Raw genomic sequence first — 13,408 nt, 5'->3', positions numbered from 1 at the left:
CGGCCGTTGTGCCATCCGTGTACGGGAAGCTTAAACTTCGTCTGGCGTTCTCAGGTTAGTGACGGCAATACGCTCGCCGCGTTTTCTCTCACGCTCTGGCTGCATATTGGCGCGATAAACGCCCTGATCACCCACCACCCACGACAGTGGACGGCGCTCTTTGCCAATCGACTCACGCAGCAACAGCAGCGCCTGCATGTAAGCTTCAGGACGCGGTGGGCAGCCCGGAATGTACACGTCAACCGGCAGGAATTTATCCACGCCTTGCACCACAGAGTAGATGTCGTACATGCCGCCCGAGTTTGCACAAGCGCCCATGGAGATCACCCATTTCGGTTCCAGCATCTGGTCATACAAACGCTGAATAACCGGCGCCATTTTGGTAAAGGGCGTACCGGCGATCACCATAAAATCAGCCTGACGTGGAGAGGCACGCATAACTTCCGCACCAAAACGCGCCACGTCATGCACCGCAGTGAATGACGTGGTCATTTCCACGTAGCAACAGGAAAGGCCGAAGTTATACGGCCAGAGAGAGTTCTTACGACCCCAGTTCACCATGTCATGCAGGGCGTGTTCGAGCTTGCCCATGTAGACGCTGCGATGAACGTGCTGCTCCAGGGGATCGGTAACAATCTCCTGTTTCTGCAGAGGATAACGATCGTTATCACCGCCGCCGTTAGGGTCTACGCGTGTCAGCGTGTAGTCCATCTTATTGCCTCGCTTTTACTGCTTATGAGGGTTGGTGTGGTTGTGGCTGACCGGGATTGATTTGACCACTACGCGACGACGCGCAGGAGCCCAATCCAGTGCACCGATGCGCACCAGATAAACCAGGCCTGCCAATAGCACCAAAATGAAAATTGCGGCTTCGACAAAGCCAACCCAACCGCTTTCACGGATTGAAGTCGACCATGCGTATAAATAGAGGGCTTCGACGTCGAAAATAACGAAGAACATCGCAACCAGATAGAATTTAGCGGAGAGGCGAATATGAGTATCACCGACGGATTCGATACCCGATTCAAACGGGGTGTCTTTATGGCGTGCCCGTGCACGACCACCTAACAACCAACCGCCGGTCAACATGAAGGCACACAGGCCAAATGCAATAACAATAAAAACAATAAACGCCCAGTGATGAGCGATCACTTCTGTGGTTGTCGACATACTCTTTGCTTACTCATCAAAAGTGGCGCTGGCATCCTGCACTGTTGCAGCAAACACACCACATGAATTCAAGGGAAGGATAAAAAACCTTGTAAACTATGCTGTCATTATCAAATAAGCAGCAATTTTATGGGGTTTTTTACTCCTTTCTATAACCTTTTGTCAACTTTGACAAAAGCATCCAAACATTAATTAACACCCGTAGCATATTATTAACAAACGAACCCCATGATACCAGCTAAATCGCTTCAGTTTGTGAGGTTAATTTCAGTGTAGCGGGTATTCACATGCATGGATCGTGCATTTAACAATCATATTTTGACAGGTCTTACAGGGATTTCCCCCCCCTTATAGGGGGTATTTTTTTGATCCAGAACACATAATGGTGTTTTTTGCTGTAAAAATCGGCGATCGGTACAGGCAAATGCCCTGGGAAAGATGGCACGGAATGATAAATAAGTTCCACTTTGAGCAAAAATGGAACAATCTCAATTTTTCAGGAAGACAGGAATATTATTGATGGCGAATCGCGTTAGAAAGCGTGAATTAAAATGCATAAAAAAAGCCTTAGCTGATGTTTATCAGTCTAAGGCTCATTTTAATAAGTTTTAACAATTAACCGGTATTCCAATGTGAAGGAATAACCCGCTATTGTTCTCCTTACTCTTCGTCATCCAACAGCAGGGTGCCATCTGGATTTGCCGTCAGATTGTAAGGATCGTTGGTCGACTGCATCGCATTGAAGATCGCCAGCGCCAACTCGTTATCACTGTCTGGATTACGACACAACAGGTACTGAGTGTCCGGCAATACCGGCAGCCCTTCAGCTGCACCCATCACACGCAGCTCTGGACTCATCATCTCAACCGGACGTGCTGTGACACCCAGACCCGCTTTCACTGCCGCACGTACCGCTGCCAGCGTTGATGCAACATACGAAATGCGCCATGGGATGCCCGCTTCATTCAGGTGATCGATCGCCATGTCACGGTACGGACTTGGTTCATCCAGCAGCACCAGTGGAATGGCTTCGCCGCGCTGGAAGATGTAATCCGCAGCACAGTACCAAAGCGTAGGTGAGGTACGCAGGACCTGATGGGTGAAATTACCAGGACTGGACGTGGTGACAACCAGATCAACCTCACCCTGATTCAGCATTTCCATCATGAACGGGTTGCGTTTGACGCGCACATCAATGGCCAGCTTCGGATAGACCGACGTTACGCGGTTAAGCAGGAACGGCAGAATGGTATCGGAAGTGTCATCGGAGGCGCCGATGGTCAGTACGCCCTGGATGTTGCTGTACATTAAAGAGGTGCACGCTTCGTCGTTGAAACGAAGGATCTTTCTGGCGTAGCCGAGCAACTGGATGCCATGCTCCGTCAACAGTTTATTACGTCCATGTCTGGCAAACAGCTCTTTACCTACCAATTGTTCCAGACGTTGCATCTGCTGACTTACTGCGGATTGCGTTCTGCACACTGCTGCAGCCGCCGCCGCAAAAGTATTCAAGTCAGCAACAGCAACAAAAGTACGCAGCAGATCGAGGTCGAGATTCAGTATCGGACGATTTGCATTAGTCATGTTTTTTCTTCACTTATAAGATTTTTTAAAACTACTACCCTGGTGTATTACCTTACTTATCAAATAGATAAGAGGTAATGGTGCTTAATGACAGCCCTGTGTGGAGCTGTCATGGAAAAATCGTGTCAGGCGGATGCCGACGGATACGTCACTCTGTATTCAGAGGAGCGCCGTCTAATAAGACAGAACAACTTCGGGTCCGAAGACGTATGTCGCACAGGTGCTGGAAGCTGCGTAGTTGTCTAGTTTCCCGCGAAAACGGCCTGCGGGTCAAAAAGAGATAACATCATGTTATGCTGATGCGAAGCGATAAAGTGCATCAAATAATAAATTATACTTAATCATTTTTACGCTTTAAAGGGAAATGTTTTCGATCAAATCATCGCATTTTTTGACCAAATCCCTTTTCCGCTACATCCTGCCACAATGCCGCTCATTTTTTAACCACCCAGGTTCTTAAACTGCTGCAGCAGCGTTAAAGTTACAGTGTAAATGCTATTTAAACTGCTGCTGTGTTCAGAATAGGTCACTTCGCAGCGCTTCATGCTGCCACCTTAAACTGATTAAGAATGCGTGACCTTCAATGGCACCAGCGATGGCTGCAACGGCACTGTTTAGTTCTTCGACATCCAACAAGATTTCTTTAACTATTTCATCAGGTCGCTAATGGTTTTTTTTGCAGGATGTAAATAAAAAATTTCTTAATGACCTCCAATACCTATGGATTAGCGGCTTTACAGCGCCAGCACAAACCACCAGTACTTTGTATTACAAAAAAATCCAACAATAGAATTATTAACCAGATTAACCGTCATATACTGCGTTTTGCGCCACCCGAGGCGGGAATCATTGGCAAACGCGCCAAAACCTTAAGCCGCCCTTCTTTTGTGACAGTGAGAGGAGTAAATTGGGCAGGTTTGATTTTGGTGGCAGGTTAAAGGACTCTGCCCGTTAAGGCGGTAACGATGAATTTTCAAATTGATAAATCCGGCAAGCTGGAAAATGTCTGTTATGACATCCGTGGCCCGGTACTGAAAGAAGCTAAGCGTCTGGAAGAAGAAGGTAATAAAGTTCTCAAACTCAACATCGGCAACCCTGCCCCGTTTGGTTTTGAAGCCCCTGATGAAATTTTGGTTGATGTGATTCGCAACCTGCCGAGTTCGCAAGGCTATTGTGATTCGAAAGGGCTGTATTCGGCGCGTAAAGCGATTATGCAGCACTACCAGGCGCGTGATATGCGCGATGTTACCGTCGAAGATATCTACATTGGTAATGGTGTCTCTGAACTGATTGTGCAGGCGATGCAAGCATTGCTGAACAGTGGTGATGAGATGCTGGTACCTGCGCCAGATTATCCGTTATGGACGGCAGCCGTGTCGCTGTCGAGCGGTAAAGCTGTGCATTATCTGTGTGATGAGTCTGCGGGCTGGTTCCCGGATTTGGACGATATCCGCAGTAAGATAACCCCGCGCACGCGTGGCATCGTCATCATCAACCCGAACAACCCAACGGGTGCGGTGTACAGCAAAGAACTGCTGATGGAAGTGGTGGAGATTGCGCGTCAGCATAACCTGATCATTTTCGCTGACGAAATCTACGACAAGATTTTGTACGACGAGTCACAGCACCATTCGATTGCGGCACTGGCGCCGGATCTGCTGACCGTGACCTTTAATGGCCTGTCTAAAACCTACCGTGTTGCGGGGTTCCGTCAGGGTTGGATGGTGTTAAACGGTCCGAAGAAACACGCTAAGGGCTATATCGAAGGGCTGGAAATGCTGGCGTCGATGCGTTTGTGCGCCAACGTACCTGCTCAGCATGCGATTCAAACAGCGCTAGGTGGCTATCAGAGTATCAGCGAGTTTATTGCACCTGGTGGTCGTTTGTATGAACAGCGCCAACGTGCCTGGGAATTGATTAACGATATCCCGGGCGTCAACTGCGTGAAACCGCAAGGTGCTTTGTACATGTTCCCGCGCATCGATCCAAAGAAATTCAACATCTTTGACGATCAAAAAATGGTGCTGGATTTCCTGTTACAAGAGAAAGTGCTGCTGGTTCAGGGTACCGCCTTTAACTGGCCATGGCCGGATCACGTGCGCATCGTCACCTTGCCACGTGTTGATGATCTGGAAATGGCGATCAATAAATTTGGTCGTTTCCTGCAAGGCTATCGTCAGTAGTTTGACACACTGACCCGCAATACATGAAGGCAGCAAGTGAATGAACCCAGGTTGCTTACCTGCGTGAGCGACTTGGGTGAGTGAACTCAGCTCACGCACATGCAACCCGAAGTATGAAGGGTATATACTGTTTTCATCTCGGGGAAGGCACTCCTTCCCCGCCGTGAGAACAGGAACCGTCTATGACCCGTAGCCACTTTTTCGCCCATCTCTCCCGTCTTAAACTGATCAATCGCTGGCCATTGATGCGCAACGTGCGCACCGAAAATGTCTCTGAACACAGTCTTCAGGTGGCGATGGTGGCGCATGCGTTGGCCATCATCAAAAACAAAAAATTTAACGGCAATCTCAATGCAGAGCGTATTGCGATGCTGGCGCTGTATCACGATGCCAGTGAAGTACTGACCGGTGATTTACCCACGCCGGTGAAGTATTACAACGCGCAAATTGCACATGAGTACAAAAAGATCGAAAAGATCGCCCAGCAGAAGTTGATCGAGATGTTGCCGCCGGAATTGCAGGATGCCTACCGTCCGTTGATTGACGAGCATTTGCATAGCGAAAGTGAACAAGCGGTGGTGAAGCAGGCTGACGCGCTGTGCGCCTACGTGAAATGTCTGGAAGAGTTGTCAGCAGGAAATAACGAGTTTTTGCTGGCCAAGGCACGCCTGGAGAAAACACTGTCACAGCGTCGTTCCCCAGAAATGGATTACTTTGTAGAGATATTTATTCCAAGCTTTAGCCTGTCGCTGGATGAAATTTCTCAGGATACCCCATTATAAAAAACGGGCCGCTATGGCCCGTACTGTCAGATGTTGGCAGAAAGCGTAAACGTGCCGTTTTCTGCAGGTGAAACCACCAGCGGTTCCAGTGTTTTCACCTGCCAGGTCACTTCATTCAGGCGCGGGGCATCCGTGGGTGCATTGACGGCAACCACTGCACTGCGCGCTTCCAGCCCGGCAATAATGCCGGCGGGAGCATCTTCAACCACAACGCATTCCGCTGCAGGCAGCCCCAGGCGTTCAGCACCCAGCAGATACGGCTCCGGGTTCGGTTTACCCAATTTGATGTTTTCTGCGGTAATGAACACTTCCGGCATGGGTAGACCTGCCGCTTTGTGACGCGCGTGAGCCACCGGGATCGATCCTGAGGTCACAATCGCCCAGGGAATCTGCAGTTCGTTAAGCGTGGCGAGCAATGCCTTCGCCCCCGGAATCGCTTGCACGCCCTGCGTGTCTTCTGCTTCTAAACGTTCAAGCCACAGAAACTCCGCCTGAATCGCCTCTTCAGACTGGCCTGCCATAAAATGGCGCAATGAATTGATAGCTGGCTTACCGTGAATGAAGTTCAGGACTTCTTCCGCCGCAATACCCTGGCGCTCGCCCCACAATGACCATGCGCGGATCACCGCAGGCAATGAATCCACCAACGTACCGTCCAAATCAAACAGAAAACCCCTGTACTTCACGCGTCGCTCCTTATTCAGGCATTGAGAATCTGCGCGATTTCGTTCGCGCTAAGATGATACTGACGCGGACAAGTGTGCCACACCGCCAGCATGCGTTGGTATTTTTCCCACATCGGCGTCTGGGCATTGAAGCCATGCGTACCGGAATCAAACTGGGTGTAGTGCCCTTCCACGTTCACCATGAAACGCACATAGCCGAGATAGCGTGCTTCGGTGGCCGCGTCAAAACCGAGAAATGCCAGACGGCGCTCTTCGATAGTACTGGCTTCTTTCAGGTTCGACCAGGAGACATGCAGCGCATGGTGCATTTCCATAATATCGATGAGTTGGCGGCAAGTGGCTTCCGTGAGCTCGCCAAACTCTTTGTCGAGTTCGCGCAGTTGCAGGCCGTAGCCCCGCTCGATGATGGTCTGGTAGCGGCGATAGCGCTCCGCATTTTCCGGCTCAAGCATCGCCATCATTTTGTATTGATTGGAGAGGATCAGTCGTTGTGCATGGGTCATTTCCACGGTTCGCTCCCGGGCCATCACGGCCGCTTAAGATTTAAACAATGGATAAATGATTACACAAGGAAAGCGATGCGTGTTTGCCCGCATCACTTTTCTTTGATTTAAACCCGGTTACTGCACACATTCTCTGGCAGTAAAAGGGGATGATCGATCAAAGATCGTCGAGGAAGGTACGATCGAGTTGTTTGAAGGCGCGCTTTAGCACATCGGCCAGCGCCTGGTAAGTCGGTTTACCATCAACGGGGGCAATCGCTTGTCCCGCTTCTTCCAGTTTTGCGCGCACTTCGTGGAACCAGTGCAGTAAAGTCGGCGGCAATGGCGTGATGGAGCGTTTACCCAGCCACCATAATCCCTGCATCGGCAGACTGCAGGCAAACAGTGCGGTGGCAATCGCCGGTCCCAACTGCCCGCCCATGGCGATTTGCCACGTCAGGGTGAATATCGCCAGCGGGGGCATAAAGCGGATGGCAAAACGCGTTGCCGTCACCACGCGGTTTTCAGGGAACATCGGTGCCAGTCGTTTGTCGGCTGGCCAGGTCTTCATGTAACGCTGACCGTTCTGGAATAAACCAAACCAGCCGGGATTGCTTGTGTCATTCGCCATGATAGACCTCAACTAATTCTGCAACGATTAAAATAAAATGATAACTACACAACTTTACGTGACATCCTTCAAAAGATTTTGTCTTTGCGGGTGACAGTGGGTATTCTGACGCCGTTTTAGCAACATTACCGGAAGCTACAGCTCAATAAAAGAGCGGTTTAGAGCCATGTTTCGCTAAGCAGATTTCAAAAATCTGCGTAAAATTACCGAAATTTTTTTGCATGTCGGTCTCTTTTTGACTACCGCATGATGTTAATCATTAATCTACCAGCATTCATGGGCTACGCTGTTAGTCTGATTGCGTTATTTTTAGCCACTCTTTAATCAATAGGTACTTCCATGTCAACGAAGTTAGTACTGGTTCTGAACTGCGGCAGCTCTTCACTTAAGTTTGCCATCCTCAATCCAGCCACCGGTGACGAATATCTGTCAGGTCTGGCGGAGTGTTTCCATTTACCTGAAGCGCGTATCAAATGGAAACTGGAAGGCAGCAAACAAGAAGCGCCTCTCGGCGCAGGTGCAGCGCACAGTGAAGCGCTGAACTTCATTGTTAAAACTATTCTGGCACAAAAACCAGAGCTTTCGGCACAAATCGCTGCAATCGGCCATCGTATCGTTCACGGCGGCGAGCAGCTGACTAAATCGGTCATCATCGATGAATCAGTGATTCAGGGTATTAAAGATGCTTCCTCTTTTGCCCCGCTGCACAATCCGGCACATCTTATCGGCATCGACGAAGCGTTGAAGAATTTCCCGCACTTGTCAGATAAGAATGTGGCGGTTTTTGATACGGCATTCCATCAGACTATGCCGGAAGAGTCTTATCTTTATGCTCTGCCGTACAAACTGTACAAAGAGCACGGCGTTCGTCGCTATGGCGCACACGGCACCAGCCACTACTATGTGACGCAGGAAGCCGCCAAAATGCTGAACAAGCCAGTCAACGAACTGAACATCATCACCTGCCACCTCGGCAACGGCGGTTCAGTTTCTGCTATCCGCAACGGTCAGTGCGTCGATACTTCTATGGGTCTGACGCCGCTGGAAGGTCTGGTCATGGGCACCCGCAGTGGTGATATCGACCCGGCGATCGTGTTCTTCCTGCATGACACGCTGGGTATGAGCGTGGATGCGATCAACAAACTGCTGACCAAAGAGTCTGGTCTGCTGGGTCTGACCGAAGTCACCAGTGACTGCCGCTATGTTGAAGACAACTACGCGACTAAAGAAGATGCTAAGCGTGCGATGGACGTGTTCTGCCACCGTCTGGCGAAATACATCGGCAGCTATAGCGCGTTGATGGAAGGTCGTCTGGATGCCGTGGTGTTCACCGGTGGTATCGGTGAGAATGCGGCGATGGTGCGTGAGCTGTCATTGGCAAAACTCGCATTGCTGGGCTTCGAAGTGGATCACGAGCGTAACCTTGCTGCCCGCTTTGGTAAGTCTGGTTTTATCAACAAAGAGGGCACCCGCCCGGCCGTGGTGATCCCAACCAACGAAGAGTTGGTCATCGCCCAGGACGCCGCGCGTCTGACCGCCTAAATACACTTCTCTCCGTCAGCTCAGGCTGACGGAGTTGTTTTGGCTAGTCTGCAACACCTGAGAGGTTTTTATAGTGTCACGTACAATCATGCTCATCCCTACCGGCACCAGCGTCGGCCTGACCAGCGTCAGCCTCGGCGTGATTCGTGCCATGGAGCGCAAAGGCGTTCGCCTGAGCGTGTTCAAGCCGATTGCCCAGCCACGTGCGGGCGGCGATGCGCCAGATCAGACCACCACCATCATTCGTAAGAACTCCGCGATCCCTGCCGCTGAACCGCTGCAGATGTCACGCGTTGAGTCACTGTTGGGTTCGAACCAGCAAGACGTGTTGATGGAAGAGATCATTGCTAACTACCACGCGAATGCGCAAGACGCGGAAGTGGTGTTGGTGGAGGGGCTGGTGCCAACCCGTAAGCATCAGTTTGCCTCTTCACTGAACTATGAAATCGCTAAAACCCTGAATGCAGAAATCGTGTTCGTGACGGCGCTGGGCAATGATTCGCCTGCGCAGTTGAAAGAGCGCATTGAATTAACGCAAAGCAGCTTTGGCGGCAGTAAGAATAAAAACATCACCGGCGTGATCATTAATAAGCTTAACGCGCCAGTGGATGAGCAGGGTCGTACGCGCCCTGACCTGTCTGAAATTTTCGATGATTCGACGAAAGCGAATATTGCCAATATCGATCCTAAGCAGCTGTTTGCTAACAGTCCATTGCCGATTCTCGGCTGTGTACCCTGGAGTTTCGATCTGATCGCGACGCGTGCCATCGATATGTGCCGCCATCTGAATGCCGAGATCATTAACGAAGGTGAGATCCAGACCCGCCGCGTGAAATCGGTGACTTTCTGCGCACGTAGTATTCCGCATATGCTGGAGCACTTCCGTCCAGGTTCACTGTTGGTGACGTCAGCCGATCGTCCAGACGTGTTAGTTGCAGCGTGTCTCGCCGCCATGAACGGTATTGAGATTGGTGCCGTGTTGCTGACCGGTGGTTATCAGATTGAAGCACCGATTGCGCGTCTGTGTGAACGTGCCTTCCAGACGGGCCTGCCGGTGTTTATGGTGAAAACCAATACCTGGCAGACCTCACTGAGCCTGCAGAGCTTTAATCTGGAAGTGCCTGCAGATGATACCCAGCGCATTGAGAAGGTGCAGGAGTATGTGGCCAGCTTTATCGATGCCGATTGGGTGGAATCACTCACTGCAACGTCCGAGCGTAGCCGCCGTCTGTCTCCACCAGCCTTCCGCTATCAACTGACCGAGCTGGCACGTAAAGCCGGCAAACGCATTGTGCTGCCAGAAGGTGACGAGCCGCGTACGGTGAAAGCCGCTGCGATTTGCGCCGAGCGTGGCATTGCATCTTGTGTGCTGTTGGGTAATCCGGACGAGATCCAGCGTGTGGCTGCCGCTCAGGGTGTGGTGCTGGGCCAGGGTATTGAGATTGTCGATCCAGAAGTGGTGCGCGAGAATTATGTGCCGCGTTTGGTTGAGTTGCGTAAGAGCAAAGGCATGACCGAAGTGGTCGCGCAGGAGCAGCTGGAAGATAACGTGATGCTTGGCACCATGATGCTGGAACGCGGCGAAGTGGACGGTTTGGTGTCGGGTGCAGTGCACACCACCGCGAATACCATTCGTCCGCCGTTGCAGTTGATCAAAACCGCGCCAAACAGTTCACTGGTGTCTTCGGTGTTCTTTATGCTGCTGCCTGAGCAGGTGCTGGTGTATGGCGACTGTGCGATTAACCCGGATCCGAATCCAGAACAGCTGGCAGAGATAGCGATTCAGTCTGCGGATTCCGCCAAAGCCTTTGGTATCGATCCACGCGTGGCGATGATTTCCTATTCAACCGGTAACTCCGGTGCGGGTAGCGACGTTGAGAAGGTACGCGAAGCGACGCGTATTGCTCAGGAGAAACGTCCTGATCTGGTGATCGATGGTCCGTTGCAGTATGACGCCGCCATTATGGAAGACGTGGCGAAGTCGAAAGCACCGAACTCTGCCGTTGCAGGTCGTGCAACCGTGTTTATCTTCCCGGATCTGAACACCGGTAACACCACTTACAAAGCGGTTCAGCGTTCGGCCGATCTGATTTCCATCGGGCCGATGCTGCAGGGTATGCGCAAGCCGGTGAACGATTTGTCACGTGGCGCATTGGTGGATGACATTGTTTATACCATCGCACTGACCGCGATTCAGTCACAGCAGGCAGAAGGCTAAGTTTTTTTTCTTCCTGCTGAGCGTAGAGAGCATGAGGGTTAAACCTTGTGCTCTTTTTTTTGCTGCCAGTTTGGTGGGATGCGTTCGGTAGATTGCCTGGTGCTGTCTTTGCTGGGGGCTGGGGGCTGGGGGCTGCGGGCTGCGGGCTGGGGGCAATAGTTGCTGCAGGCTGGGGGCAATTGCAGCTGAAAGCTGGGTGCAATAGTTGCTGCAGGCTGGGGCAATTGCAGCTGAAAGCTGGGTGCAATAGTTGCTGCAGGCTGGGGCAATTGCAGCTGAAAGCTGGGTGCAATAGTTGCTGCAGGCTGGGGCAATTGCAGCTGAAAGCTGGGTGCAATAGTTGCTGCAGGCTGGGTGCAATTGTCGCTGAAAGCTGGGTGCAATCGACAGGGAAGGCCAGTCCGATCGCGAAGGATAAACGCATCCCTGCAGATCGGCCGCGCCGTCCATGGCGCGGACGCTTCGCTCTTCGCACTGGCCTTCCCTGCCTTTCAAACTCCATCATCGCTTTTGTGCTGCAAACCTCCGCGTTCTTACCGTTTGTGAAGGGCGGATCTAGCGTCTATTTTAGTGGGCACTCTCCTTCCCTTTCCTTTAAACTTCATCATCGCTTTTAGGGTACATACCTCCGCATTCTGACTGTTTATCAGGGGAGGATTTAGCGTGTGTTTCAGTGGACACTCTCCTTCCCTGCCTTTCAAACTTCATCATCGCTTTTAGGGTACACACCTTCGCATTGGGACCTTATATAACGAGGCGATTTTCACGCAGTTGTTCACTGGCGAAAAAACATCCTGCCGCTCACACTGATGACAGTCCCCCGTGAATTGCGAGGTTAATGATGAGTAACAGTGATGTGCACAGTCGTCGATTGAAGGCCACGCCGCGCGGCGTGGGTGTGATGTGTGATTTCTATGCGGTCAAGGCGGAAAACGCCACGGTGTGGGATCAGAAAGGGCGCGAATACACTGATTTCGCGGCGGGTATCGCGGTGCTGAATACCGGGCATCGTCATCCGAAAGTGATGGCGGCCGTGCAACAGCAGTTGGATTGTTTTACCCATACCGCGTTTCAGATCATCCCCTATGAAAGCTATATTCATCTCGCTGAAAGGCTTAACCAGTGCGTTCCGATAAGCGGCGCAGTGAAAACCACTTTTTTCTCCAGCGGCGCGGAGGCGGTGGAGAATGCGGTGAAGATTGCCCGCGCGGCGACCGGGCGTCCCGGCATTATCGCGTTCACAGGCGCATTTCATGGTCGCACCCATATGACGATGTCACTGACGGGTAAGGTCGTGCCTTACAAAACCGGCTTTGGGCCGTTCGCCGGTTCGGTATTTCACGCCCAGTATCCCAATGCGCTGCACAACGTGAGCGTGCATCAGTCATTGGAGAGTCTTGAGGCCATTTTCCGCAGTGATATCAGCCCACAGCAGGTGGCGGCGATCATTTTCGAACCCGTGCAGGGCGAAGGCGGTTTTTATATTGCGCCGCCAGCGTTTGTCTCTGCGTTACGCGCTTTATGCGATCGTCACGGCATTTTGTTAATCGCCGATGAGATTCAGAGCGGTTTTGCGCGCACCGGCAAGCTGTTCGCCAGTGAGTATTACGATGTGCAGCCAGATTTGATCACCATGGCAAAAAGTCTGGCGGGCGGGTTTCCGTTATCGGCCGTATCCGGGCGTGCCGAAGTGATGGATGCCCCTGAACCGGGTGGTTTAGGTGGCACTTATGCGGGCAGCCCGCCCGCGATAGCCGCCGCGCATGCCGTGCTGGATATTATTGATGAAGAGCAGCTGTGCGCACGCGCTAGCCAATTGGGCGAACAACTCAGTGCCACTTTGCGGAGTGCAGGATGCGCATCCCTTGCTGAGGTACGCGGCTACGGTTCAATGGTTGCGGCAGAGTTTCAGGATGACTCAGGCCGACCATCAGCAGAAATCACCAAAGCGATTCAGTTACAGGCGCTGGCACAAGGGCTGATTTTACTGACCTGTGGCGTACACAGTAATGTGATCCGTTTTCTTTATCCGCTGACGATTCCGCAGCCGCAGTTTGATAAGGCCCTGCAACTGCTCAAAGAGATTTTGCGTGAGCATTAGAAACAACAAAGGCGCCGTTGGGCGCCTTG

12 protein-coding genes are annotated in these 13,408 nt (G+C 51.6%); 6 read left to right on the top strand and 6 right to left on the bottom strand.

Translation table 11 applies throughout. The annotated features are described in order from the left end of the window. Window positions 1-30: 30 nt before the first annotated feature. The 3 genes from LH22_RS08735 to lrhA form a co-directional block, all read right to left on the bottom strand. Window positions 31-711 (bottom strand): NuoB/complex I 20 kDa subunit family protein, encoded by a 681-nt coding sequence (locus tag LH22_RS08735; RefSeq protein WP_007889318.1) that lies wholly within the window; start codon window positions 709-711, stop codon window positions 31-33. A gap of 15 nt (window positions 712-726) precedes the next feature. Next, window positions 727-1,170 (bottom strand): NADH-quinone oxidoreductase subunit A, encoded by a 444-nt coding sequence (locus LH22_RS08730; RefSeq protein ID WP_034825074.1) that lies wholly within the window; start codon window positions 1,168-1,170, stop codon window positions 727-729. A 660-nt stretch (window positions 1,171-1,830) separates the two neighbouring features. Then, complete coding sequence (gene lrhA, locus LH22_RS08725; RefSeq protein WP_034825076.1) at window positions 1,831-2,754, bottom strand: transcriptional regulator LrhA; 924 nt, start codon at window positions 2,752-2,754, stop codon at window positions 1,831-1,833. Window positions 2,755-3,458: 704 nt separating this feature from the next. On the opposite strand from lrhA, the gene LH22_RS20550 reads away from it, so the two are divergent. From LH22_RS20550 to yfbR, 3 genes are all read left to right on the top strand, one after another. Further along, a complete protein-coding gene (locus LH22_RS20550) occupies window positions 3,459-3,692 on the top strand; it encodes a hypothetical protein (protein WP_156102782.1) in 234 nt (77 codons plus the stop codon). A gap of 27 nt (window positions 3,693-3,719) precedes the next feature. Further along, on the top strand, window positions 3,720-4,937 hold the full coding sequence (locus LH22_RS08720; RefSeq protein ID WP_038645733.1) for a pyridoxal phosphate-dependent aminotransferase: 1,218 nt from the start codon (window positions 3,720-3,722) through the stop codon (window positions 4,935-4,937). A 182-nt stretch (window positions 4,938-5,119) separates the two neighbouring features. Next, window positions 5,120-5,719, top strand: a complete 600-nt coding sequence (gene yfbR, locus LH22_RS08715; protein WP_034825080.1) for a 5'-deoxynucleotidase — start codon at window positions 5,120-5,122, stop codon at window positions 5,717-5,719. 26 nt (window positions 5,720-5,745) lie between these two features. On the opposite strand, the gene LH22_RS08710 is transcribed toward yfbR, so the two are convergent. The 3 genes from LH22_RS08710 to yfbV all read right to left on the bottom strand — a co-directional run bounded on the left by LH22_RS08710 (window position 5,746) and on the right by yfbV (window position 7,518). Then, window positions 5,746-6,405, bottom strand: a complete 660-nt coding sequence (locus LH22_RS08710; protein ID WP_038645730.1) for a sugar phosphatase — start codon at window positions 6,403-6,405, stop codon at window positions 5,746-5,748. 14 nt (window positions 6,406-6,419) lie between these two features. Continuing rightward, on the bottom strand, window positions 6,420-6,914 hold the full coding sequence (locus LH22_RS08705) for a YfbU family protein (RefSeq protein WP_038645728.1): 495 nt from the start codon (window positions 6,912-6,914) through the stop codon (window positions 6,420-6,422). A gap of 151 nt (window positions 6,915-7,065) precedes the next feature. Then, on the bottom strand, window positions 7,066-7,518 hold the full coding sequence (gene yfbV, locus LH22_RS08700) for a terminus macrodomain insulation protein YfbV (RefSeq protein ID WP_034825085.1): 453 nt from the start codon (window positions 7,516-7,518) through the stop codon (window positions 7,066-7,068). Window positions 7,519-7,857: 339 nt separating this feature from the next. On the opposite strand from yfbV, the gene ackA reads away from it, so the two are divergent. From ackA to LH22_RS08685, 3 genes are all read left to right on the top strand, one after another. Next, window positions 7,858-9,060 (top strand): acetate kinase, encoded by a 1,203-nt coding sequence (gene ackA, locus LH22_RS08695; RefSeq protein ID WP_038645725.1) that lies wholly within the window; start codon window positions 7,858-7,860, stop codon window positions 9,058-9,060. A 73-nt stretch (window positions 9,061-9,133) separates the two neighbouring features. Then, a complete protein-coding gene (pta, locus tag LH22_RS08690; RefSeq protein WP_182058733.1) occupies window positions 9,134-11,278 on the top strand; it encodes a phosphate acetyltransferase in 2,145 nt (714 codons plus the stop codon). 841 nt (window positions 11,279-12,119) lie between these two features. Then, the gene (locus LH22_RS08685) at window positions 12,120-13,379 is read left to right on the top strand and encodes a 4-aminobutyrate--2-oxoglutarate transaminase (RefSeq protein ID WP_038649984.1); all 1,260 of its coding nucleotides are present in this window, start codon (window positions 12,120-12,122) and stop codon (window positions 13,377-13,379) included. Window positions 13,380-13,408: the final 29 nt, after the last annotated feature.

Origin of the sequence: Pantoea rwandensis, assembly GCF_000759475.1 — a bacterium.
GTDB classification, from domain to species: Bacteria; Pseudomonadota; Gammaproteobacteria; order Enterobacterales; family Enterobacteriaceae; genus Pantoea; species Pantoea rwandensis_B.
This window is presented reverse-complemented; position numbering and strand designations above follow the sequence as displayed.